The 21,619-nt window shown below is 53.8% G+C and carries 23 protein-coding genes and 1 pseudogene; 7 read left to right on the top strand and 17 right to left on the bottom strand.

Annotated features, from left to right (window positions below):
• Nucleotides 1-36: 36 nt before the first annotated feature.
• Entirely contained in the window at nt 37-507 is a 471-nt protein-coding gene (locus RYB66_RS23610; protein WP_002555835.1) for an Lrp/AsnC family transcriptional regulator, read from the top strand.
• A gap of 83 nt (nt 508-590) precedes the next feature.
• Nucleotides 591-845: a hypothetical protein gene (locus RYB66_RS23605; protein ID WP_004659555.1), complete on the top strand. Its 255-nt coding sequence runs from the start codon at nt 591-593 to the stop codon at nt 843-845.
• On the opposite strand, the gene RYB66_RS23600 is transcribed toward RYB66_RS23605, so the two are convergent.
• The 3 genes from RYB66_RS23600 to RYB66_RS23590 form a co-directional block, all read right to left on the bottom strand.
• A complete protein-coding gene (locus RYB66_RS23600; RefSeq protein WP_005745753.1) occupies nt 842-1,330 on the bottom strand; it encodes a DUF4411 family protein in 489 nt (162 codons plus the stop codon). The two genes, RYB66_RS23605 and RYB66_RS23600, sit on opposite strands and share 4 nt — an antisense overlap.
• Nucleotides 1,330-2,466, bottom strand: a complete 1,137-nt coding sequence (locus tag RYB66_RS23595; RefSeq protein WP_057403965.1) for an XRE family transcriptional regulator — start codon at nt 2,464-2,466, stop codon at nt 1,330-1,332. Before RYB66_RS23595 ends, RYB66_RS23600 begins: the two co-directional genes overlap by 1 nt.
• A gap of 231 nt (nt 2,467-2,697) precedes the next feature.
• Entirely contained in the window at nt 2,698-3,372 is a 675-nt protein-coding gene (locus tag RYB66_RS23590; RefSeq protein WP_005782397.1) for an HAD family hydrolase, read from the bottom strand.
• Nucleotides 3,373-3,831: 459 nt separating this feature from the next.
• Here RYB66_RS23590 and RYB66_RS23585 point away from each other — a divergent pair, with 459 nt between their 5' ends.
• Nucleotides 3,832-4,722, top strand: coding sequence for a hypothetical protein (locus tag RYB66_RS23585; RefSeq protein ID WP_316895620.1), 891 nt, complete (start codon nt 3,832-3,834; stop codon nt 4,720-4,722).
• Nucleotides 4,723-4,851: 129 nt separating this feature from the next.
• Here RYB66_RS23585 and RYB66_RS23580 read toward each other — a convergent pair whose 3' ends face one another.
• The 11 genes from RYB66_RS23580 to RYB66_RS23530 form a co-directional block, all read right to left on the bottom strand.
• Nucleotides 4,852-5,151, bottom strand: a complete 300-nt coding sequence (locus tag RYB66_RS23580; RefSeq protein ID WP_004659550.1) for a hypothetical protein — start codon at nt 5,149-5,151, stop codon at nt 4,852-4,854.
• Nucleotides 5,152-5,298: 147 nt separating this feature from the next.
• A complete protein-coding gene (locus RYB66_RS23575) occupies nt 5,299-5,664 on the bottom strand; it encodes a histone-like nucleoid-structuring protein, MvaT/MvaU family (protein WP_316884895.1) in 366 nt (121 codons plus the stop codon).
• 442 nt (nt 5,665-6,106) lie between these two features.
• Nucleotides 6,107-7,654 (bottom strand): M10 family metallopeptidase C-terminal domain-containing protein, encoded by a 1,548-nt coding sequence (locus RYB66_RS23570; RefSeq protein ID WP_316895618.1) that lies wholly within the window; start codon nt 7,652-7,654, stop codon nt 6,107-6,109.
• A gap of 317 nt (nt 7,655-7,971) precedes the next feature.
• Nucleotides 7,972-8,442 (bottom strand): hypothetical protein, encoded by a 471-nt coding sequence (locus tag RYB66_RS23565; RefSeq protein ID WP_316895616.1) that lies wholly within the window; start codon nt 8,440-8,442, stop codon nt 7,972-7,974.
• A 138-nt stretch (nt 8,443-8,580) separates the two neighbouring features.
• Nucleotides 8,581-9,300 carry a hypothetical protein gene (locus RYB66_RS23560; protein WP_004663124.1) on the bottom strand — a complete coding sequence of 240 codons (720 nt, stop codon included), beginning with the start codon at nt 9,298-9,300 and terminating at the stop codon, nt 8,581-8,583.
• Nucleotides 9,297-9,761: a GNAT family N-acetyltransferase gene (locus tag RYB66_RS23555; RefSeq protein WP_316895614.1), complete on the bottom strand. Its 465-nt coding sequence runs from the start codon at nt 9,759-9,761 to the stop codon at nt 9,297-9,299. The genes RYB66_RS23560 and RYB66_RS23555 overlap by 4 nt, the downstream gene beginning before the upstream one ends.
• Nucleotides 9,762-9,792: 31 nt before the next feature.
• On the bottom strand, nt 9,793-10,563 hold the full coding sequence (locus RYB66_RS23550) for an SDR family NAD(P)-dependent oxidoreductase (protein ID WP_057403963.1): 771 nt from the start codon (nt 10,561-10,563) through the stop codon (nt 9,793-9,795).
• 60 nt (nt 10,564-10,623) lie between these two features.
• On the bottom strand, nt 10,624-11,388 hold the full coding sequence (locus RYB66_RS23545) for a hypothetical protein (protein ID WP_316895611.1): 765 nt from the start codon (nt 11,386-11,388) through the stop codon (nt 10,624-10,626).
• A 157-nt stretch (nt 11,389-11,545) separates the two neighbouring features.
• Nucleotides 11,546-11,881, bottom strand: a complete 336-nt coding sequence (locus RYB66_RS23540) for a hypothetical protein (protein ID WP_005745763.1) — start codon at nt 11,879-11,881, stop codon at nt 11,546-11,548.
• Between the two features lie 196 nt (nt 11,882-12,077).
• Nucleotides 12,078-13,232 carry an epoxide hydrolase family protein gene (locus tag RYB66_RS23535; RefSeq protein ID WP_316895609.1) on the bottom strand — a complete coding sequence of 385 codons (1,155 nt, stop codon included), beginning with the start codon at nt 13,230-13,232 and terminating at the stop codon, nt 12,078-12,080.
• Complete coding sequence (locus tag RYB66_RS23530) at nt 13,229-14,149, bottom strand: NmrA family NAD(P)-binding protein (protein ID WP_316895607.1); 921 nt, start codon at nt 14,147-14,149, stop codon at nt 13,229-13,231. The genes RYB66_RS23535 and RYB66_RS23530 overlap by 4 nt, the downstream gene beginning before the upstream one ends.
• A 112-nt stretch (nt 14,150-14,261) precedes the next feature.
• Between RYB66_RS23530 and RYB66_RS23525 the strand changes: the two genes are divergently transcribed.
• Nucleotides 14,262-14,888 (top strand): TetR/AcrR family transcriptional regulator, encoded by a 627-nt coding sequence (locus RYB66_RS23525; protein WP_316895605.1) that lies wholly within the window; start codon nt 14,262-14,264, stop codon nt 14,886-14,888.
• A 301-nt stretch (nt 14,889-15,189) separates the two neighbouring features.
• On the opposite strand, the gene RYB66_RS23520 is transcribed toward RYB66_RS23525, so the two are convergent.
• The 3 genes from RYB66_RS23520 to RYB66_RS23515 are packed head-to-tail and all read right to left on the bottom strand — an operon-like array spanning nt 15,190 to nt 16,561.
• Nucleotides 15,190-15,615 carry a DUF1493 family protein gene (locus RYB66_RS23520; protein WP_316895603.1) on the bottom strand — a complete coding sequence of 142 codons (426 nt, stop codon included), beginning with the start codon at nt 15,613-15,615 and terminating at the stop codon, nt 15,190-15,192.
• Entirely contained in the window at nt 15,616-16,047 is a 432-nt protein-coding gene (locus RYB66_RS26750; RefSeq protein ID WP_057403409.1) for an STM2901 family protein, read from the bottom strand.
• Between the two features lie 10 nt (nt 16,048-16,057).
• Nucleotides 16,058-16,561: an Hcp family type VI secretion system effector gene (locus tag RYB66_RS23515; RefSeq protein ID WP_003318711.1), complete on the bottom strand. Its 504-nt coding sequence runs from the start codon at nt 16,559-16,561 to the stop codon at nt 16,058-16,060.
• Between the two features lie 758 nt (nt 16,562-17,319).
• Between RYB66_RS23515 and RYB66_RS23510 the strand changes: the two genes are divergently transcribed.
• The 3 genes and pseudogenes from RYB66_RS23510 (at nt 17,320) to RYB66_RS23500 (ending at nt 21,617) form a co-directional block, all read left to right on the top strand.
• Nucleotides 17,320-17,868, top strand: coding sequence for a hypothetical protein (locus tag RYB66_RS23510; RefSeq protein ID WP_054992720.1), 549 nt, complete (start codon nt 17,320-17,322; stop codon nt 17,866-17,868).
• 567 nt (nt 17,869-18,435) lie between these two features.
• Nucleotides 18,436-19,099: pseudogene (locus RYB66_RS23505) on the top strand (transposase); the annotation flags it as partial.
• Between the two features lie 400 nt (nt 19,100-19,499).
• The gene (locus tag RYB66_RS23500; RefSeq protein ID WP_316895599.1) at nt 19,500-21,617 is read left to right on the top strand and encodes an NACHT domain-containing protein; all 2,118 of its coding nucleotides are present in this window, start codon (nt 19,500-19,502) and stop codon (nt 21,615-21,617) included.
• The last annotated feature ends 2 nt before the right edge of the window (nt 21,618-21,619 follow it).

Here is a 21,619-nt window from a genome sequence, read left to right as displayed (position 1 = left end):
CGATCAGTGTAGAGCGACTAACGCAGGAAACCGCTAATGGACAAATTCGACCGGGCAATTCTCGACATCCTGCAAACCGACTGCACTCGCTCGGTGGCGGACATCGCCGAGCGCATCGGCCTGGGCAGCACCGCGTGCTGGCGACGCATCCAGAAGCTGGAAGAGGCCGGCATCATCGACCGCCGGGTTGCCCTGCTCAACCCGCAACGTCTGAACGTGTCGGTCAGCGTCTTTGCAGCCATCCGCACCAACCAGCACAACGCCGCCTGGCTCGAACAGTTCCACGCTGCCGTCGGCGAACTGCCTGAAGTGGTCGAGTGCTACCGCATGGCAGGCGACACCGACTACATGCTGCGCATCGTCGTGGCTGACATCGCAGGGTACGACGCGGTGTACAAACAACTGATCAGCATCCCCGGGATCAGCGACGTAAGCTCCAGCTTCGCCATGGAACAGATCAAGTTCACCACCGGCCTGCCCTTGCAATACGCATCGTTTGGCGGCTGAGCGCAGCCACGCTCATCGATTGAATCGAACCCTCAGCCCGATGCCACGTCCACTTTCTTTGGCAAACGAAAAAGGTGGCTGACATGACAACCGATCACATACTCACAAACAGCGTGCCCAAAGAAGACCCCGCCAGCCCGGAACTCGGCCAATACGACCGCGAAGCCGACCCGGTACTCGCCATGAACTCAAACAAGCCCGGCGTCGGCTCTGCCAAAGGCGATGAAGTGAAGAAGCGTACGGAAAATGACGAGGCCTACGAAGACGATGAGCCGGAAGTCTATTCGGATGACCCGGATATCGTGGCAGATGAAGGTGGTGGTGTTTCGCCGGGTTAAGGAAGTACAAACCTGGCGTTGAGGTGGTGTAACAGCTCAAACGTGTTCATGTAAGGGACGTTGAGCTGCTCACACAGGTTGGGGATGATGAACTTTCGCTTTGCGTCCAGATTACGCACCTCATGCGTAACTACGGTTGCTCCGGATGTCAGGGCCTTGGCGATCAGCCATGGATCGGCCCCCTTAAGAAACTCCTCCATTGCTCCAGTCTTCATGCCTTGCGCTTGTGCTACCAACGTAGCGACTTTCACGAATTCGGCCTGAGTCTTTTCATCCGAAATGCTTTGGAAAAAAGTCGAATTATTTTTTGCCCAGTCAGCCAGCTCATCATGGCCTTTGGTAAGTTCGTCTTTAACAGGACCGATACTGGCCAAGAAAAATGTCTGGTTTTGAAGCAGCAACCATTGCCAATAAGCCGGACAAATCGTCATACCGTAATAGCGATTCTTGGCTTCAATCAGGGTGTTGGAGTCCATCAGAAACATCACCGGGCCAGTGTCTCCGCCAGCGTTCTTAACTTGGCTGGCTGTACACCGAGAAGACTACCTGCCTCACGCAACAGCATCCGCCCACTCAGGGTTTCGGTCAGTACAGCCTTACTCAGCCGCGTACTGTTTTTGGCCGTTGCATTGCGGTAGTAATCCCCGGCACCGCCTTTCTCTTCCCGGAATGCCTTTAGGACCTTCTGGTAATAGAGGCCGTACTGCTCTTGCGTAACGTAGCCCAGGTCCATCGCGCGTCGGCCAATAACAAGCTTGCTGACATGAAACCTCGTAGCGAGAGGGGCCAGATTACTTTCCCATTCAATACCAGCGTTCCATACAGCTCGAAAAAGCTTTTCGGGTACAAGAAACTCACCCGCCACCGCGTTGCAGAATCGCTCTTCCTCTCGACCATTCGCAGTACCCGCGTCAGAAACGCCGCTGCTGCCAATCCAGAGATGAGCGAGTTCGTGCATCAACGTAAATAACCGAGCTGTCGGAGCATCCGAGCTGTTGATAAACACCACAGGAGCCAGCGAATTACTGATGGCGAAGCCTCGAAATTCACTGACCTCCAGTTTGCGATGGGTGTTGCCCAGCGCGATGCCACTGCGCATGACAAGCACACCAGCCACTTCGGCAGCATCAATCAGCGCGCGGCTGTATTTATCGTAATCAAGGCGGGACTTTTCCGGATCGACACCGAGAGTTTGCCGAATATCACTCACAACCGTCTTCACCGGCGTCCGGCTGTCGAAGCGACCGACGAACGGAAGAGGCTGGTGCTCTTGTACGTGAAGGTATTCCAGATACCAGTCCTGTTTGCGAATTGCGTCTTTTACTGTGTCCACAAGCTCCAAACTTGGCCGCAAGGGTGCCGAGTTACCAACTGTGCGCAAGTCTGGTAGCGGCAGCTGTTCGACAGGAGGCTGAGGCAAGAACAAAAACCCAAAGGGAACATGCGCAACGCTCGCCCACTTCTGGGCTTGCAAAAAGGTTGGTCTCGCCTTTCCTGCTTCCCACTCCTTGATACGCTCAGGTTTCACAGGCAGCTTTCTGGCGACCTGGGCGGCAGACAGGCCTGCCCGCTCGCGGGACCACGTGAGGATGCTTGGGTTAACGAACGCGGCTTGGCTCATGGCAAATTTGGAATATCAGAGAGGAGTGTGTCGGGCCAGTGCAAGCGCGGGCTACTGTGCATTGCCTTTTCCTTGGCTATGACGAGCACCGCAGAATACAGCGCGTGCACGTACACTATGGGCTCGCAACGCTACGGTCAATGACGGCAGCGAGTGATATGGGAATGATGAACCCGATTTTCGCGGGCATGTAGGTAAATAATTACCTCATTTGCCACGCCAGCCGATCATTCAAGGGCGAGAAGCGATCTCGTCCAGATGATTCAGCAGATCCAGCGGGTCTTCATAGACCCTCAAGGCACCTGCGCGCTCAAGCTCGCCTATGTCATAGCCACCCGACAGCAGGCCGACGCCGGTTGCCTTGCAGCGACGTGCCGCCAGCATGTCCCAGATCGCATCCCCTATCACCAGACACTCGTCAATTGGAGCGTTTATCTTCTTTGCAGCCGCCAGAAACAGGTCGGGGTCAGGCTTGCCATAGCTCACGTCATCGCGCGTAACGATGTTGATCTTTTTGATGTCCAGTTTCAGCGCTTTCAGGTTGATCGTCGCCGTATCAATCCCGCCGCTCGTGGCGATGCACCACTTGAGGTTTTCCTTATTGAGCGTCTCAAGCAGCTCGACAGCGCCCGGCAGCGCAATGATCTGCCCCTGTAGCCGCTCATACGCCTGAGCGTGTTTTTCGCTAAGTCGTTCGGCTTGTTCTTCACTGATATCCAAGCCGGTTTCACGCGACAACGACTTCAACATCAGCCCGCCGCTCATGCCGATCTTGCGATGAATACGCCACATCGCAAGCGGGATATTTTCTGCATCCAGCGCTTCTTTCCAGGCAGCAACGTTTTGATAAACGCTGTCGGTCAGCGTGCCGTCCAGGTCGAAGATGAAGGAGGTTTGCGGTCTCATAGGGTTACTCTTTTTGAATTCGGGTTGACCATCTGGCGAGGTCCGGAGCGCTGTGGTCGACACCTGATCGGCGGTATCGGAATGTGGCGTTCATCAATGAAGCGAGGGCTGTACCGGGGCTTCGAACACGGAATTGCCAGATGGAGGGAAAGGGCCGGTTTTTGAGGTCACACACTTTCGAGTGTGCGTGGGAGTGGCGGTTCGATCTTTCGCGCGGGGGGCAGCTTGGTAGCAGAAAATCCTGATGGCTTTTCAGCCGCGTTGAAGACTCTCCAGCCGCGTTAACGCTTTAAGTAATCTTTCACCAGCGCCTATCCGCGCCGCCTCATCATGGATAACCGGGTTATAAACAATCATCGACAGAACGCCCACAGGCACGCTGCTTTTTACAATTCGTTTAATTACGTTACCCAACAGGCGGCTTAAACTCGTGCGTTTGCCATGCAAGGGAAGCAAACGATGAGCATCAACCAGCTGCGTAAAGATGTAGAAGAACACTTTCAGCGGTTTGAGCGGGCACCTTTCAAAGAGGCTTGGCGTCGGCGGGATGCCCGTATCTGTCTGATCTGGATGGCTGCGTTGATATTGGCATTTTCAGGTGCGCTGATATTTTTACCTGCGCCTACCCTGACTGACTACGTTCCCGCGTTGCTGCCAGTCCTGCTGACTTCCCTGATATGCACAGTACATCTGGGAGAGGTGTACGCGCGGATCAGAGCAGAGCGGATGGGCGCCGCTTCAATTACTACGCCCTCCGAAAGGTTAAAGCTGAAACAGGACTGGCTATGCACACGCTATAACTGCGGACCCGGCGAGCTTGTCGATAAAGCGAGGGCGCTTAGACATCTGTGGGAGGAGCGTCAGGAGCTCAAGCAACTGGCCCGTCACGACACAATGGGGCCACGTATTGCTGCGTTCTTCCGGCTACCTGACCCTGGCAGATTCATTGCAGCACTCTTCACTATCGCCGCGATATTTACAACGATGGTGACCTTGGGCAGCAGCATCGACGCTATCTTCGAAGCCTTGCAAGACTGGCGAACGATAGGCGCCACGGTTGTGATTGTCACCTTCCTGTGTGGCGAAATCATATTGCTCTGGATCATGGTCACCAGCATGGTCCGCGAGGTGGGCCCTTCGATACTTGAGCAGATCGGGCTGCTGCCGATGAGTAGCCGTCGGGTGTATCGGTATTTGCTTGCCGTCCATGATGCGAGTGAGCCTGTTATGACCATTCGCAGAGATGTGCCTGGAGTGCTGAAGCTGATTTCGGTGTTTTTTATGCCGGTTGGCGAGATATTGGCGAAGGTGCGGGCTCGCTTTATGGCCGGCTCGGCAGCCGGGGCCTGAATGAGACGTTGAGCTGACTATCGTGCCAATGCTCCGCGTTGGCATGCCGTTCGTGACGCTCTGCGTCACACATCTACAGTCTGGCAACGCAGCCCAAGGCCCCTACAGAATCGCGTGTAATCAGCGTGATTACTGGTGAGTGTCCGCATTCTCAGCTGGATAAAACTCACCCTTGCTTCCCATCCTTTCCAGCCGCTCACGAACGAGCACCTCGACGCTGGCCACTGCAGCCCGGTCGTCAGGGTTGACCAGTTGCAAGTGCAGGCGACTATTGTTCTGATCGTGGGTACCCTCGCTGAGCATGTCGTGTGTGACGACTTGTTCGCCACGCCACAGACACAGCTGAGTATGGGTATCACCAAGCCATATCTCTTTAACTGATCTGAGGTCAGTTTTAGCCAGTTGGTCCACGGTGATTGTCTTTTCCATTGCGCTGTACCTTTTCAGTGAGTCGATAGAGGTCTGACGTACTGGCGAAGCGGGTCGTTCCCGACATCGTCAGTTCGACCGCGCGAACGGTGATTAGCCGATACTCCAGATCAACCCCGGTCAATCAACCGTTGCATGGCGCAAGGCTTATTTCTTCAGCCAACTCTCGACGACATCAGCACCGTGTTCTGCTTTCCACTCCTTCAAGGCTCTGTGATTCCCACCTTTGGTTTCGATCACTTCACCGGTCTTCGGATTCTTGTACACCTTGAGTTCACGCGGCTTGCGCGTGCCCGCAGGTTTATCCGCGACCTGGCGACGCGACGAGTTCTGTGGGTCCAGCAGATTGACAATATGCTTGAGGCTGAAGCCATAGTGCTCAAGCAGCTTGCGCAGCTTGGTTTCGAACTCGATCTCCTTCTTCAGGCCATCGTTGCCTTTCATGGTCTCCAGCGCCTGAAGTTGCTCGGCGAGGTGTTTTTCCAGCTGACGGTATTCTGCGAGTTTGGACATGATATTTTCCTTATAAACAGGTGTGCGTAGTTATTGAGAGAGATAGCGCCCGTTACAAGTTCAGCCTATTTTCCGCAGGTCGGCTGGCTTTCAATACGTTGGAGCAATGCCATAAGCCGGATTGCCCGGGCTTCCGGTTATTTTCAAAAATGCGGTTTTTCGCGCACAGAATTAACAGCGGTTTTTGCCCATCTGTTCTGCAAGCCAGTGGACAGTTTTGATTGGTCTATTTCCTGACGCAATAAAACAGCGACTCCATCTATTGACTGCGCGCCAGCGAAAAGCAAGCGCGGAAGGCGAGCGCTTTGACAGCGAACCAGGCCTGGTCGCGTTGAAAATGCAGGAGCAGTGGGCATCAATAACGCTCACTGTTCCTGCCTTGTAGGCGTCCAGGCAACTAAAGGTGGGAAGGGGAGCCCACACGCTAGCTGTTCAGGTGATATCAGCTCGCGAGGTCGACGGCGGTTTGACCCACGAGCGCCACGTCTGCCGTATCGGCAACCACCAGGTCGGCGTTGGTGAGCTCTCGCGTGTAGTCGAACCCTGCTAGCGTGACCTGAAACGCATGCCCATCGGCGCCTGGCTCGCTACTGCGCAGGTAGGTACGGTCGGTGTTTTCATCGTAGGTCATGCTCAAGGTGCCGTCGCGGCCGTTGCCAAAACCGGTCACGCCGAGCGCAGCGACGTCGAGCTTGTCCTGGCCCCAGATGAAATCAGTGATCAGGTCGCTGCTGCCCGCATGGCTGTCGGCGCTGCTGGTGAACACGAAACGGTCGTTGCCTGTGCCGCCGGTGAGTTTGTCCGCGCCCACCCCACCGGTCAGCACATCGTCGCCGGCGTTACCCTCGAGGGTGTCGTTTCCGGCACCACCGACGAGGGTATCGTTGCCCCAGTAACCATAAAGGGTGTCGGACTTGTCACCGCCTACCAGACTCACCGACGTGATCGGCTGCGGAGTGGTCACAACCGTCGCATCACTGGGCGGGGCGAACAGCACAGTGCTGGCGTTGAGCTCATTGACATGGTTGCCACTGAGCAGAATTTCAAAGCGGTTACCGTTGGCATCGGCCTCTAATGATTTAAGCGCGGTGGCATCGCCGGCCAGGTTGAGGACCACCTTCAGCGTACCGTTGTAGCCGTTACCCAGCCCGGTGAAGCCCAAAGCGGACACGTCGATCATGTCATGGCCGTTGCCACTGAAGTCGGTGATCAGGTCGCGGCTGCTGTAGCTGCCACTGGCATCGTTGCGGTAGCTGTCGCTGAGCCGGGTATACACGAAGCTGTCGGCACCCGCGCCGCCGCTCAGAGTGTCGCCGCCGGTGCCACCGAACAGCCGATCATTGCCCGCACCCGCTTCGACGTTGTCGCGGCCAGCGCCGGCTTTCAGGGATTCGCTGGCGTCTGTGCCTTCGAGCAGATCGTTGTGCGAAGTGCCGTTGATCAGCGGCTGGAAGTTGGCATCGGTAATAAGGCCGCTACTGGCCAGGAACTGCACGGCAAAATGTTTGCCATTACCGTCTCGCTCGTAGCTTTCCAAAAAGTAAATGCCGCGCAGAGGCTCGCTACGGATGTGCAAGGTATCGCCATAGCCATCGCCTAAATGGCTATAGCCCAGGGCCGACACGTCGAGGGTATCGTGGGCGGGGTCAAAATGGCTGATGGAATCGGTGTGCTCGCCTCCGCCATTGATATAGCTGTCGCCGATGCGGTCGAAGCGGAATACATCATTACCGGCGCCGCCGTCCATACCGTCGTATCCGGCACTGGAGACCATCACATCGTTGCCACCCCCGCTGACTAGCTGGTCGTTGCCGCCACCACCCATCAGCAGTTCATTGGCCAGCCCACCACGTATGTAGTCGTTGCCAGGAGTACCCTGCACGATGAGTTCGACCGGGTTATTGCTGGCTTGGCTAATGCCGCTTTTGACCTGCAAATTCCCAAGCGCCGTAGGGTTGGTGGCGTCCTTGATGTTGAATACCTGGGTCATGCCGTGCTCCTTACTTGCAGTTGGTCCACTGGGAATGGGGTATGACGCCAGTAATGCCGTCTCGTTGATAGCAATGGGCCTTATCCGACGAAGGGGTTATAAGCGGCGGGGTTGATGTACGTCGTTGCGCGGCAGCCGTTAGTTTTAGTTTGGGTGAGGGGCTGAGCAAGGATGGATTGTTGCTGACTGAGCCAAGTGTCAGGGCTTATCGCTGAAGTGCAGGCAATAACCGCTGAAAGCCCTTCAGGGCGCCGTGATTGAGAAAATGCATCTGTCGAAACCTACCGTTTGCTGCAGCTGCTTTCGACACATTCGGTTCATGCGTCCAGCTCATTTATTAATTCGCGCCAGCCATCCTTTGCCTCCTGCTCCGAGGTAAAGACGTGTACTTTTGGATGCCAGAACGGCCCCTCAATGACGATGCATTCCAAGGTAGAGTTCTGAAACGTGAAGACATAATGGACAGCATCTTTTATGAACAGCCGTTTATCGTGTCGTGGATGGATGGCGTTTCTCTGCTCAAGCTCTGCTAGCCAAGGCGAATTATCTATCCGATGAATTTGGTAATGCTTGAGGCCAAGCCCAATAAGCGGATGGCCGCCCAACACTTCATCGTTTGGTGAGCCAAACTGAAATTTTTTTACCAGAGGAAAATGGATTACAGCTATCTCTTCCCCATCGGTGCAATACCGTAAACATAGCTGAGTGTCCGTGGCGAACACGACGGGGTCGGGCGACGTGCTTGGCTGTGGCCAAGCGTCGATCAGTACTACGGTCGCGGATGACATACAGAAGCCTAGTAAATAAATAGGGGAAAAACAGCGTGCGCGAGTGACGCGTTGTCGTCAAAGGCTTCTGTTCGCGGAGGGTTGCTTCTGGTCGATAACGATCTGCCACGAATGACAGGCCGGGTATGCGCCCAGCTGTCAATTGGGCCGAAATTCGACTGTTGCACCTAACTCCTTCAATTGGTCGCACAATTGGCGCAGTTGACGTTTTGAGCCGCTTCCGGCCTTGAATTCAGACGCGTCGGCAAGTGCCAGAGCTTCCTTCAGTGACAATTCGCGCTCTTTGCTGACTAACTGAACGACCTTGAGCTTATGAAGACCCAAGGCAATAACAATCAAGTCGCCACTTTCAAAATCAGCCGGATCACAGGCACTGATTTCGGGTGTCGATTGCTCCAGGAGCTCTGCTTCCTGACGCGCCTCGATTACTTCACGCCAGTACTGATTCGCAGAGCCGATCTCGGCCATGATCAAGCGATTGAATTCGACGACGTCATCATTCACTTCTACCAATGCTTCCAGCAAACGGCGAAAAACCATAAGGCTCGGCGCTATCTGTATTGCGTCCCATCGACCTGCTCCGTGGGCGGCTATGTAGACGGGATAGCCGCTTGGAGCTTCGGTCGCTGCAATAAAAACCGGGTCATCCAGCCCGGTCATTGCAAGGACATGCCAATCGGGATTCCATTCGCCTTCAGTATCGGATACCAGGCTTTCGCCGGTATTCCCGTGGGTCCGGAAGCCCGCCTGAAAATCATCAAGACGATCCAGTTTGGCATAGTGCGTGGGTAAAAGAAGATCGCCCACAACGACGCCATTGATAAGAAAATCTCGAATTTCTTCGCGGGCCAAATTCATACTTCGGTAGGTCTCTCTATGGAGCTCAAGCACATGGAGTGAGTGGCATCGTCATGATCTATTCGCATAAAGCCACACTTCAGATAAAACGCTTCGCCTGCGGAAGTATCGGTGGCGAGGCGCACGCTTTGAAAGCGCAGAGCTGCATGCGCAACAAGCGCCTTTACCAGTGTCCGCCCTACGTGGCGCCCTCTTGACGAAGCGCTGACGTAAACGCGTCGTAGCCTTGCCGTGTTCGTTTTGACGTATGGATCAACTGAAAGGCCTCCGATGCCTATTAGTTGCTGGTTCAAATACGCTGCCATAAAACATTCGCCGGGGGCATCGAAGCGATTTGCCCCGGAGTGCCACTCGGCAATCAGGCGGGTGATAAACCTGAAACCCTCTCCAATCGCCTCTTTCTCTAACGCGAGAATTTGCGCGGGGAGATGGGTGATGTGTCGAATTTCCACTTGGCTCATGCATTGCCCTGGATCTGGTGAGTGAGATAAGTCACCAAACAATAGGCTTATCATCCCAAGCCCAGAAGGTCCCGCTGTCGGCCGGTCCATGTGCGCCTACCACCTCAATAATGCGATCCGCCGAGAACGCTGGTTCGAACAGCTGGCCTTCAGGTACGTTCGCCTGGAATGGCTGAGACAGCTCCGTGTCAGTCGTGCCTGGGTGTATTGCCAGGACAGTAGAGGCCGGGTTGAGGCGTTTCAATTCGATACTGGCCGTGTGCAGCAACTGGTTGAGCGCCGCTTTGCTGGCTCTGTAGCTGTACCAGCCACCCAATCGGTTATCGCCAATAGAACCAACCCTCGCGGAGAGCGCCACGAAGGTTGAAGGTTGTTTGCGCAATAACGGGAGCAGGTGTTTGAGCAGCAGGATCGGTGCAAAGGTGTTGGTCGTGAAACTCGCCTCCAGGCTCGCAAGTGTCAGTTGTGCCAGGCCCTTTTCTGCTTTTGCGCCGTCCTGATGAAGAATGCCTAGCGTACTGATGACGAGGTGCAGATGCTCACATCCATCAAGCGCCTCGCTCACGAGTGCTTCAAGGGATTGTTCATTGCGCGCGTCGCAGTCGACGCGTTTGATGCGTTGGCCATATTGCTCTGCAAGCGTTGCAAGCTCTGTGGAAGTGCTGGCTTGTCGCGCGACCGCCCATACCTGAGCCACATCATCGCGAGCAAGCAACGCTGCGCACAGTGCCAAGCCGATACCTCGGCTGGCTCCGCATATCAGCACGTTCGCCTCGCTGTTCAGTTCGGGTAGCAAATTCATAGGGCACCTTGAGGAGCATGGCTGAAGTGTTTTTTAACGTCTGTGAGAGAACTATAAGCCCTACCGCTTCGCCAACAACCGCTCCAACCCAGCCGTCACCACGACAGCCAGCAAAACGGCAGCCGCGATAGACACAAGCGCGCCCCATTGCACTATGGAGTACCTGAGGGTCAGGTAGAAACTCACCACCCCAACGGCGCCAATAGCATTGCCGCGGATTATCGCCGCCAGTTCATAACGCCCGCCTTGCACGTGGACGAACACTGCAAGCGGCCAGGCGATCACCGGGATCGGCGCCAGCAGCCCACTGACCACCGGCCCGAGCCAGGTAGCGCTTGCGGTGATCGCCAGCAGCAGAAGGGTGGCCGTCAGCATTCGCATTGGAATGACCCAGCGCGGCATTGCAACGTATGACGCTACATCCGGTGGTGCCTGTTTCGAGGTGGCAACAACGATCAACGCAACCATCAGCAGCGTGAAGATGATCGACAGCGCCAGTGAGCCCGACAGGTTCATCGCAAAGGCCGTTGCGCCATACACAGCCAAGGCCAAGGTGCATCCAGCCACCGCTGAAACGCGTCGAGTGACCAGGAAATAAAACAGATAAGTCGCCTGAATCGCCGCCAGCCCGGCCAATGCGCCGGGCACCGCCATCGAGGCGAATGCAGTGCCTTGCTCAAGACTGAGAAACAGCATGACCAGCGCCGAGGTCATCGGCAGACCAGAAAGAAGCCCCGCCACACCAGTGCCCCAGCGCCTCGCGGCCAATGAAATGGCCAGCATGAGCGCGGGGGTGATGAGCAACTTGAGGTAGAAGGCCGTCATGCAGAAAAACTTCACATCCGAAGGAGGGCTGAATGCTAAACCTTTTGGCGGTTGGTAACGATGCGTGTCTGCTCTTACTGCTCGCTCAACAGCGCATCCGCCAATAGCCAGAAACAGAAAAGCCCGGCGAACCGGGCTTTCTGAAACCGAGCGGTGCTTATTTAGCCGTTTTCAGCTTGATCACGTCACCAGAAACGGTGGTGGTGTAGCCGTTCAGAACCCAGGCCCAGAACCACTTCTCCTGCACTTGGGTATTGATCAGCGCATCGCCACCCTTGGCCTGAATGGCGCTGTTCTGCGCACGAACAAAACGGTCGTTCTGACGAATCGGGATCAGACCGAACAGCATCAGGCCGGTGGCGCTTGCTTCACTGTGACCTACGACGGTGTATTGGCTGCTGTCGTATTGCGGGGTTTTCATAGGGGTGCCGGTGCACCCCGCCAGAACCAGACCACATACTGCTGCGGCGACGACTTTGCTAAATGACTTCAAGGTGAAACTCCATGGGAAAACCCGGATCCACGTCTCGGGCGGCGGTACTTTACTCGCAGGGTTCGTGCTTGAGGTAATTTTTTGAAATTGCCTCACAGCGCGCTCACGACCGAGCATCCGCCAACTCCGAGAGTGGCTGTTTCCGGTTGTAGCGGGGCGCTCCACCTCCAAGATATTCAGCACGCCTGCAAAAGTATTAACGTAGCAAGCGGAAGGTTTCACGCACATGCTCGGTGAGCGTTTTCGGGTTTTCCATGGCCGCGAAGTGGCCGCCGTGCTCGGCTTCCGCGAAGAACCGCAGGTCGTCGAAACGCGCCTGCGCCCAGCGCCGTGACAGGCGCAGCAGCTCGCCCGGGAACATGCTTACGCCGGCAGGGATCGGCATCGCGGGGGCAGGGTCTTGCTGTTGCATTTCGCGCATACCTTCCCAATAGAAACGCACCGAGCTGGGGCCGGCATTGGGCAGCCAGTACAGCATGATGTCGTCGATCAGCGCATCGAGCTCGATTATCCGCTCAGGCTCGCCGCCACTGTCGGAGGCATCCTGAAACAGTGCATACACCCACGCCGCCAGGCCAACGGGCGAATCCGCCAGGGCGAAGCCTACTGACTGCGGTCGGGTGCTGTGCACTTTCATGTAACCGGAAAGCTCTCGGTCGTAGCGCTGCGCGTCGGCCAGCATGCGCTGTTCTTCAGGCGTGGCTTGGGCGATTTCCGCCTCGGTGGGTTGGTACATGACCATGTTCAGGTGAATGCCGATCAGGCCAGGCGGGCGCATGTGCCCAAGGGCGGTGGTCACGGCCGCCCCCCAATCCCCACCCTGAGCGGCCCAGCGCTGGCCATAGCCCAAACGGTCCATCAACTGTGCCCAAGCCGCCGCCGTTTTGCCCACGCCCCAGCCTGTAGAGCGCGGCTTATCACTGAAACCAAAGCCCGGTAGCGCCGGGATCACCAAATGGAACGCATCGCTGGCCTGCCCACCGTGTGCAACAGGGTCGGTGAGTGGCCCGATCATCTTCCTGAACTCAAGAATCGAGCCCGGCCAACCGTGGGTCATCAGCAAGGGCAAGGCGTCAGGATGAGGCGAGCGGATGTGCAGAAAGTGAATACCAAGGCCGTCGATCTCGACTCGGCTGCTGTTCCACTGATTGAGTTGGGCTTCGGTGGACCGCCAGTCATAGCCATTACGCCAGCGCTCGACCAACGCACGCAGACGCTCGAGCCGTGGTCCCTGACTGTTGTCGGACACGGTTTCGGGGTCAGGCCAGCGGGTTTGCGCCAAGCGCTGAGCCAGATCGTCGAGTTGCGACTGGGGGACTTGAAGAGGAAAAGGCTCGATAAGGTAGGTCATTGGTTGCTCCCTTGCACATGCGTACGGGCCAGCGTGTCACGCACGGATGCCCATTCACGTTGGCCATAGCGGTCGTTATCCAGATTGAGCAGCTTGCCGCGCCCGCTCATCATGTCGCGCAGGTATTGCATGCCCTGCCAGGCCGGGAACGGCTTGTCACTGGCAGGCGTGAGCGCACGCACCACGCCGATGAGGGTGGACAGCGTGCCAATATTGCCGGGGCACAGGGTGCGGTAACGCTGCCCGGTCAGCTCGGTGAGAAGGCTGGCGATCTGCGCAGGCGACAGACTGTTACCGGCAATGCGCAGAAAGCGCGGCATGTGAGAATCCAGCGCGGCATCGGCGGTGAAGGCGGCTACGTCGTCCTTGGCCGTGAAATCCAGCGACTGTTGTGCATCACCGAAATGCAGCACCCGCCGTCCGGGCAGCACGATAGGTGCGTCGCCTTCGAGCAGTTCTAGAAAGCCACCGTTGAGGATCGAGGTCACGTTAATGTCGGCCGCATCGAGCTGGGTGACGAAGCTTCGGCGAAGATCGAGGTTACGATTATCGCCAGGCCGGGTACTGGTGTAGTCGAGCGAATAATCCGAGGGAATGAACCTGGGTACGCCAGCCGCCACCGCAGCCTCCAACAGCCTGCCTTGCTGCCCGATGATCACCTCTTCCAGGCCGTTGAGCGTAGACACCACACAATCCGAACCGGCAATGGCACGGCGCAGGCCCTGAGCGTCATCCAGTGAAACAGGCGTGATCGTCGTGGTGCTGTTGCGCAGGCCGTTCAGCCTGGCCGGTTCAGTGCCCGGTCTAACCAGCGCTATCACATGGGCACTGCGCTCTGCCAAGGCCCGCACGACGCGGTGGCCCAGATCTCCCGTAGCGCCAGCAACCACAATGGGTAAAGCAGTCACGTCATTCACAAGCGCTTCCTTGGTCGTTATGAATAGGTAGAAAAGGCGTTCACCTGCTTCCATTTAACTGAACGTTACCGTTTAGTTGACGAACAAACAAGCGGGCTGTAAGTTGCCGGCCATGACAGCGATCAAGACCAAATCCAAAGGCGGCAGGCCCAGGCAAGACCAAGCGGGCGAGGCCGAGCGTCGATTGCTGGATGCCGCCCTGCAGCGCTTTCTGGCCTGCGGTTTCGAAGGCACCTCATGCGAAGACATCGCCCGCGCCGCAGGTGCAAGCAAAGCCACCCTCTATGCCCGTTACGCCAACAAGGAAGCGCTGTTCGAAGCCGTGGTGCGACGCCACGTAGCCACCTTGCTGGTGCCCGCCGAAACAACTCCCGCGCTCCCACTCGAAGGCCGCCTGCGGCACGTGGGCCAAGGCATCCTCGAACATGCATTGCAAGCCGATACCCTGGCCATGATGCGCCTGGTGATCGCCACCTCTAACCGCACCCCGCTGCTGGCGGCTGAAGTGAATCGAATCGGGTGGGAAGGCGGTTTCATCAGAGTACGTTCGGCGATTTTGGCAGGCCCGGACCAGCCCAAGGATCCTGATGCACTGGCTCGCCAATTCATCGATCTGGTGTTTGCTCCCCATCAGCTTAGAGCGCTGTTGGGGGAGGATCGGGGGGTGTTGATTCACGGTATTCCGGAGCGGGTGGAGTGGGGGTTGAGGATGGTTGGGGCTGCTGGGTTGTTGGAGTGAGGGGGTTGGGTTTTAACTGCTTGTGAGGCAATGGGCCTGGGCTGTGAAACCTTGGTGGGGGCATACAAGTCCCAGGCCCAAGCTGTCATCGCGGGCTACCTTTTGAATTCATCAGATGGCTTCGTGACACTCGGCTCTGTTTCCCTGATCACCCTGGGGGCCCGTTTAATCACACAAAATGGTCTGGTTAGACTGCATTCACTTCATACCATTGCGCGAATCTTATTGAGCAGCCGAAGATCGCACCCATTACATTGATTTTTGCAACTCAAAATGCTCGAGATTTAGCGGGTAAGAAGCTCTATTTTTTTCTGATCCTATAACCTTCCAAAGGAATCTCAGACGTGCAATTATAAAGCGGAGCAGGACTAAACTCTAAGCGTTCTAATTCTTGTGTGTTCCAGACTTTTTCTCTAGCCGCCAAATAAAGCATGCCCAACGTTATAGGAATCTTGCCGCGCCGGTCCTTGCTTCGCCTGAAGGAGAAAAAATCATATCCCTCAGGTACGAAATATCTGTAGGGATCATAGTTATCTATGTTTATAGAAAAACGCTCAAAGAACTCGGGCATCAGCTCATTGGCATCATCCCCTTCGATGCCCAGCTCACGGTTAATATCAGTGGCCAGGCTGAGAGTTTCAAATGCATCCTTGCTGAATTCAAACACTTCTTGAATACACCTGACTATGTCGTTCAGCAGCTCATAGTCCACGCTATCTTTATTCATTCAGAACACCTGATCTTCAGCGCTTACAATGGCATTGTATGCGACGACGGTTTTATAGCCGATGAGTCCTAGCTCTGCCGCTGTGTACGCCCAGCCGACCACTGGAATGGCTCGACCTACAAATGCGCCAATGTACGGTGTCACCCGCACAGTCGGAGGTCTCCAGCCGACGACAGTCGGAGCTCTGTAACCCCCGGGAAATTTACGCTTTCTAAATATCCGCCTTGAAACGATAGAGGCTACGGAAGTATTTTTTATAGTTCCACCGGGCTTACGGCGCGTTGGAATTACATTTGCCCCCGAAACGATGGACAAGGCCGCAGCGATGTCGTCAATTCCAAACTCTTCCATTGTGGTTTCGATTGCAATTGTCCACAGCAGTTGATCTGCTGTAAGCCCACAGTCACCGTCGTAGCAGTAAATTCTTGGCACTTAAATATCCTTATGCATAAGTGGTGTTTCGTTCCTGGTCCCATCCGGCAACGACTTGACCTATCATTTGCCCATTGGCTCTACTCTGCTGTGAATATGTCATCTTGATTTTTGAGTAACTAAACCAAACAACGTCTTCTGGAAAAGCGCTGGGCAATGCGTCAAATATATTCCCGCTATAAAACCCGCTTACAATAAAGTTTTCAAAAGTCACTTCCATGTACTTTTGCTTGTCGCCTCCTGCACGATAAACGCTCAACGTTGCTTTCTTGAAGTGTTGCCCCGAACAGCATGCGGCCAATAGTTTCGGGGTTGCAGCGTCTACGAGTTTTGTAATGCTAAAATCGCTTAAGTAAATACGGCCGGCGGTTGCGCCGCCAGCTGAGCTAGCCGTACGGGAGATTGACTGAGTAGCTGCTAAATTATATCCAGTTATCTCAATTGAGTGCTTATGATTAGCATCAGTGGAATCCCCTTGGAGACCCTCGATCTGTAAAAAAGCGTCGAATGCCATTCCCCCTCCTTGGAGCTTGATTAAATTTTAGCTGGCGTACAGGCACGCCCGCTTTAGCACTTGCTGTTTTGCTTAACCAGATCAGGCCAGCGCCCCACGCACTGATTGAGCAAAGATCGTTTACTTCCGGGTTTGGGACTATCTATTCACAAAAAAATTCCCGAAGCACAGCAGAGCTGATCTCGACACCAAGGCGTTCAGGTAGCAGCGCCTGGAGTAGCTCGACGAGAAGTTTTCAAGCTGAGGACATTCTGCGGAGCTGGGGCGGTATTTCCCTTGCAAATCGGTGCGCGTGTCACTGAAATAGAGCGCGTCCGCTACATGTTCAGACCCGTTTTGCCAAGGCACCAAAAACAAAAAAGCCCGCACAAGGCGGGCTTCGGGCATTTCATAGACTGTCCACAACTCAAGACACATCCAGACTGCAAAAGATGGCGCCAGGCGTCGTTTGAACCGGTTAGTAAGAGCCCCGTATTTAAAGGGTTTGTTTGGTGGTGACTCGCTTAGGCATACACGTGGGCATACACGGCGCTACCTTCTGCCGCCAGTGAGGCGAGAGCAAGGGTGATGAATCTGCATCCATCCAGGGTATCCAGTGCTACTCAAATGTTCTGTGCCACTTCTGTAGACCCTCTGTGTTCAACCCAGATTGACAGCTCCTCGATAGCTGCCCCACCTTTGGAAGGTCACGCCTCTGTAACGGAGGGGCAGGTAGTGTCATGATTCGACTGAAATAAACTCCGCAGCCGGGCAAATTTATGACCGATACGCCGCATCATCAGCTTCTTCCTGGGCTGCCAGGTGATGGCCCTCTTCCTCTCCAGTTCAGTGCAACCGGCCAAGGGCAGCATAGTGAGGGGATCGTTATCAGGTTCTTGCCTGAAGGGATGCCTTCTTGGGTGGGAAACTTCCAACCCGGGTTTTGCCGCTTCAACTGCGTGTTGGAAGTGGAATCAACTTTTCATGTGATCGTAGTTGCCGGTGGTCAGGGTTACATCGTGGACGTTCGTAACGGACTGCTCGTAAAGCACTTCGGTGGCGATATTGAGAATTTGATCAGCATCCCAGAGCTGGGTAGCACCCTCGTTTCAAATGGGTTGTGGCTTAGGCTTTTCAAAGGAGAGGCTGAGGTCTGGTGCACTGAGCGTTTGTCTTTAGATGGAATTAGGGATATCCAAGTTTCCCTCGCGGATGGATTCATCACGGGGGAGGGATGGTACTTGGAGGACTCTTGGTACCCGTTCAAAGTTTGTATTTCCTCCGGAGAGGCTACAGGAGGAGCTTTCGAGTCACTTGACGTCAGCTAGTCAGCCTCGCCATTCCCAGAGGATTAACGCCGGGGACCCTGGCGGCATTCGAGGAACACGGGGCATGAAACCCGCGTGGATTTGGTAGCTGCTGATCGGTTGACGTTGGTTGACAGTTGACAGGTTGACGGCAGCAGATCAGTAGCTGAAGGAATGAACATCCGGGTTCACCACCTGATTGGGTGAGTTCACCGGGTTCACCAGTTCACTAAGCTGTGAAAACGTCGGCTACTCAAGATGCGCGGGTTCCCTGCCCCGTAGTCAGCAGAGATCCTCAGGGTCCCCGGCTTAGACCAGATGCTGGTCGCTGATGGCGCCTGTTCGTAGGGGAGCGGGGGGGCATTGGCCTGTCAATGTGGTGTAACTGGTGTCACGGGTGTAACATATTTTTTAAGTAATTGAAATATAAGGACAAATCAACCGTAACACCAAGGTTCGAGCCTCGTTGTATGAGATGTAACGCTAAGGATCAGTGTAACAATTCACCCTCTGCTAATGTCTCTTACAGGCCCGGAGTGTGTAAATACTTAGCAGGAACGTGCGGCACTGAGGTAAAGCCAGTCTGCCCAGCACCATTTGATCGTTGCACATGAGTTCACTAACGTCGGCTCGACCGCGATCAACTCAGCTCGGTGGCCCTACAGCCCCGCGAGACTGTCGCGTCAGGAACGTTGTCGGTAGTGGCTGATCGAGGTTGATTCAAAAGCGAAGAGATCCTGGCTTGTCACGATGCAGGCATCACTGCGTATGTGCCCAAGCCGATGACCTCTGGGGCCAGAGCGGAGTGGCGATTCAATAACTATGCCTTCATCCATGACGCGGCAAAAAACGAATATGTTTGTCCAGCCGGAGAAGCACTGATCTGGCGCTATACCAACGTCGAAAAAGGCCTGACGCCTCACCTTTGCTGGAGTTCGAAATGCAGGCGGGCGCAAGGAAACCGCACTGCACACCGAACGCGGAACTGCGGGTTCGACGCTGGGACATGAAGCTGTACTGGAGGGAGTGCAAGCCCGGCTGAACAAATCACCGGAGATGATGCGAGTCCGAAAACGGACTGTTGAGCATCCTTTCGGGACGCTCAAACAATGGATGGGGTGTCACACATTTCCTGACACGAAAGCTGAACGGAGTAAGTGCCGAGATGAGCTTGAACGTCCTCGCCTACAACCTGACGCAAGTCATGAAATGTCTCGGTATCAGCGGATTAATGAAGGCGCTGTCGGCCTGAAGAGGTCTTTATTTCGGCTCCCCTGCACGGTAGCAACAACTCTGGGGCTCCCGGGTCCTAGTGATGATCCGCAAGACTTGTTGCGAGCAATTACTCAGCTAACAGCCATCGGCGCTACGCGCCGGCAGTGTACCAGCGCGTTTTTACACAGTCGGGATCGGGATCGGTCGCCAGAAAGCCCTCAACGCCGTCAATCATCGAGAAAATAGCTCGGGCTCAATGCGGTGCGAGCTTTATGTTTTCTCTGGAAAAATATTGCTAGGCGAACGGATAAAAGAAATGCCCTCTATCAACTGTTTTGCACGAAGGAGATGACTTTTTCAGTAGAGGTTGTAATACTGGATATCTGGTCAAAAAAATTCAAAATGGGAATAAGCTCTCTCACGGAAGGAGATTCAATATGACGCCTACTGAAGCGAACGACGTAATCAGTGTCTTTTCGGGGTATGGTTTTGAGTACAGAGCGGATTTCTCTTCAAACTCCTCAATGGTATTCACTATCAAGCAAGGGATTTTTGATAATGCTGCAGTATTAAAGATTCCTGGCGCTGTAGATGATCAACAAACTCACGTTAAGCTCGAAGAGTTAGGTTTTCAAGTAAAAGATTATGTGCACACTACAATTGTAGATCTGGAAAACAAGCTTTTTGGCGGCTTCTTCTCTATCGCCAAGACCAAGCAAAACTTTATAAGGGATTATGAGGAGCATATAGAAAAAATCAGGGTCTCCTTTCCTGAGACAGAGAGCGTCTACCGCTACATATCTACACCTTATACAAAAAATTTTAGTGAAAATACTTCTGAGGATAATGTCTTAGAAGATATTAAGTCTGAGCTACTCGTTTCTGGGCCGCGCCTAGTTTTAATCGAAGCCGCTGCTGGCTTCGGTAAGACATGTACTGCTTATGAAATTGCAAAAATGATTTCTGGCGAGAACGAACATCACATTGTTCTCTTTGCTGAACTTTCTAGGGATCGCCAAGCCAAGATTTTTAGCCATGTTTTGCATAAAGAACTAGCGAGGTCTTTTCCCGCAGTATCTATAGACTTAGTGCTTCGTGAAATAAAGAATGGCCGAGTAATCGTTGTTTTGGATGGTTTTGATGAACTTCTTAAGGAGAGAGAGGAAGAAGATCTGCTTTTTGAAAAGTCTCAGGCTATGCTTGAGACAATAGCGGAGATTTTAAATGGTGAGGCCAAAGTAGTTCTAACCACCCGTAAGACTGCCATTCTACAAGGTGACGACTTCGATGAATGGATTGGCACTCACACGAACGACTTCGATTTCGTAAGATATAGCCTAAAAGAGCCTTCCATACGTTATTGGCTGCCAGTCGAACGTATAACTCAGCTACAGAACTCTCGGATAAATATAAAAAATATCGCCAATCCGGTTCTGCTGACTTTTCTGAAGTTTGTAAACGATGAACAATTTTCTGAAATACTGGATGATCCTGACTCGATAGTAGATAAATACTTCTCGTCTATGTTCACGCGCGAAATCAAACGGCAAGACTTGAAGCTTACAACATCGGAACAGTCAAATTTCCTCATGCGCCTTGCGCAGAACATGATGGAGTATGATTATACAAGGGACACTAAAGAAAATATTATTGGTTATTTCTCTCATACTGAAATAAATCTTATTGAAGAGTCCCGCGCTCGCTACGAAGTAGAAGGACGTCCTACTTACGAAGAAATGGTTGATCGGTTCTCAAATCATGCTCTTCTAGACCGGTCAAAGATTGATAATAAAATCGGTTTCATCAATGACTTTGTGCTTGGTCACTTCGTTGCGCGCGACCTTATTGAGTCGAAATCTAAAGGCTGGGTAGCGGAAAGCATTTTTGTTGAGGCAGCGATTAATTCTTTTTCATCACGTTCGTTAAGTTCACGCGAAGACATTTGGAGTAGGCTTTCAGAAACTTTAGAATTCATCCCTGTCGAGGATAGAATACAGCTAGAACTTAGGTTATTGGATCGAGCAACAGGTGATGTATCTCAAGTTCAGTTCAATAATATTGTGTTTAATACTACCGAATTTTTCGTGAATGATTCAATCAAAGATTGTTATTTTCACGAATGTAGATTTCAGAATTGCACTTTAAATTGGGACAGAATCAGTAACTGTGTGTTTCACTCGTGCACCTTTTACGACTGCATGAGTAATGGTACTAATAATAGTAGTGAGATGGTCTCTTGTGAGCAGTTTGGCAGCCACATTTGGGATGCAGAAGCGAAATCGCAAATTTTAGCTAACCCGATCGCAGAAAATCATGAGATAAAAAGTTTTATCCTGGAAAAATTCTGGCCCATCGGAAAAGAAACTATTGCATTTGCCCATCGTCCTATTTTTATATTCTATCGAGGCAACCCTCATCCTTCACATCTTATCTCTGAAGCGCTTGAGGAAATGCGGAAAGAAGGGATTATTACTTCTGCAAAGAAAAAGAATTGGATAGGCTTGGATCTTAGTGCAGCCAATTTTTCGATAGTTAAAGATATACTTGGACGTTAATC

Source organism: Pseudomonas syringae group sp. 243L2 (assembly GCF_032587875.1).
Classification (GTDB): Bacteria; Pseudomonadota; Gammaproteobacteria; order Pseudomonadales; family Pseudomonadaceae; genus Aquipseudomonas; species Aquipseudomonas amygdali.
The sequence above is the reverse complement of the archived record's forward strand: the minus strand, read 5'-3'. Positions and strand labels throughout refer to the sequence as shown.

Excerpts from the sequence above, each read along its gene's own strand:
- RYB66_RS23610 (WP_002555835.1), top strand. The coding sequence starts at position 37 with ATGGACAAATTCGACCGGGCAATTCTCGACATCCTGCAAACCGACTGC.
- RYB66_RS23605 (WP_004659555.1), top strand. The coding sequence starts at position 591 with ATGACAACCGATCACATACTCACAAACAGCGTGCCCAAAGAAGACCCC.
- RYB66_RS23600 (WP_005745753.1), bottom strand. The coding sequence starts at position 1,330 with ATGTTTCTGATGGACTCCAACACCCTGATTGAAGCCAAGAATCGCTAT.
- RYB66_RS23595 (WP_057403965.1), bottom strand. The coding sequence starts at position 2,466 with ATGAGCCAAGCCGCGTTCGTTAACCCAAGCATCCTCACGTGGTCCCGC.
- RYB66_RS23590 (WP_005782397.1), bottom strand. The coding sequence starts at position 3,372 with ATGAGACCGCAAACCTCCTTCATCTTCGACCTGGACGGCACGCTGACC.
- RYB66_RS23585 (WP_316895620.1), top strand. The coding sequence starts at position 3,832 with ATGAGCATCAACCAGCTGCGTAAAGATGTAGAAGAACACTTTCAGCGG.
- RYB66_RS23580 (WP_004659550.1), bottom strand. The coding sequence starts at position 5,151 with ATGGAAAAGACAATCACCGTGGACCAACTGGCTAAAACTGACCTCAGA.
- RYB66_RS23575 (WP_316884895.1), bottom strand. The coding sequence starts at position 5,664 with ATGTCCAAACTCGCAGAATACCGTCAGCTGGAAAAACACCTCGCCGAG.
- RYB66_RS23570 (WP_316895618.1), bottom strand. The coding sequence starts at position 7,654 with ATGACCCAGGTATTCAACATCAAGGACGCCACCAACCCTACGGCGCTT.
- RYB66_RS23565 (WP_316895616.1), bottom strand. The coding sequence starts at position 8,442 with ATGTCATCCGCGACCGTAGTACTGATCGACGCTTGGCCACAGCCAAGC.
- RYB66_RS23560 (WP_004663124.1), bottom strand. The coding sequence starts at position 9,300 with ATGAATTTGGCCCGCGAAGAAATTCGAGATTTTCTTATCAATGGCGTC.
- RYB66_RS23555 (WP_316895614.1), bottom strand. The coding sequence starts at position 9,761 with ATGAGCCAAGTGGAAATTCGACACATCACCCATCTCCCCGCGCAAATT.
- RYB66_RS23550 (WP_057403963.1), bottom strand. The coding sequence starts at position 10,563 with ATGAATTTGCTACCCGAACTGAACAGCGAGGCGAACGTGCTGATATGC.
- RYB66_RS23545 (WP_316895611.1), bottom strand. The coding sequence starts at position 11,388 with ATGACGGCCTTCTACCTCAAGTTGCTCATCACCCCCGCGCTCATGCTG.
- RYB66_RS23535 (WP_316895609.1), bottom strand. The coding sequence starts at position 13,232 with ATGACCTACCTTATCGAGCCTTTTCCTCTTCAAGTCCCCCAGTCGCAA.
- RYB66_RS23525 (WP_316895605.1), top strand. The coding sequence starts at position 14,262 with ATGACAGCGATCAAGACCAAATCCAAAGGCGGCAGGCCCAGGCAAGAC.
- RYB66_RS23520 (WP_316895603.1), bottom strand. The coding sequence starts at position 15,615 with ATGAATAAAGATAGCGTGGACTATGAGCTGCTGAACGACATAGTCAGG.
- RYB66_RS23515 (WP_003318711.1), bottom strand. The coding sequence starts at position 16,561 with ATGGCATTCGACGCTTTTTTACAGATCGAGGGTCTCCAAGGGGATTCC.
- RYB66_RS23510 (WP_054992720.1), top strand. The coding sequence starts at position 17,320 with ATGACCGATACGCCGCATCATCAGCTTCTTCCTGGGCTGCCAGGTGAT.
- RYB66_RS23500 (WP_316895599.1), top strand. The coding sequence starts at position 19,500 with ATGACGCCTACTGAAGCGAACGACGTAATCAGTGTCTTTTCGGGGTAT.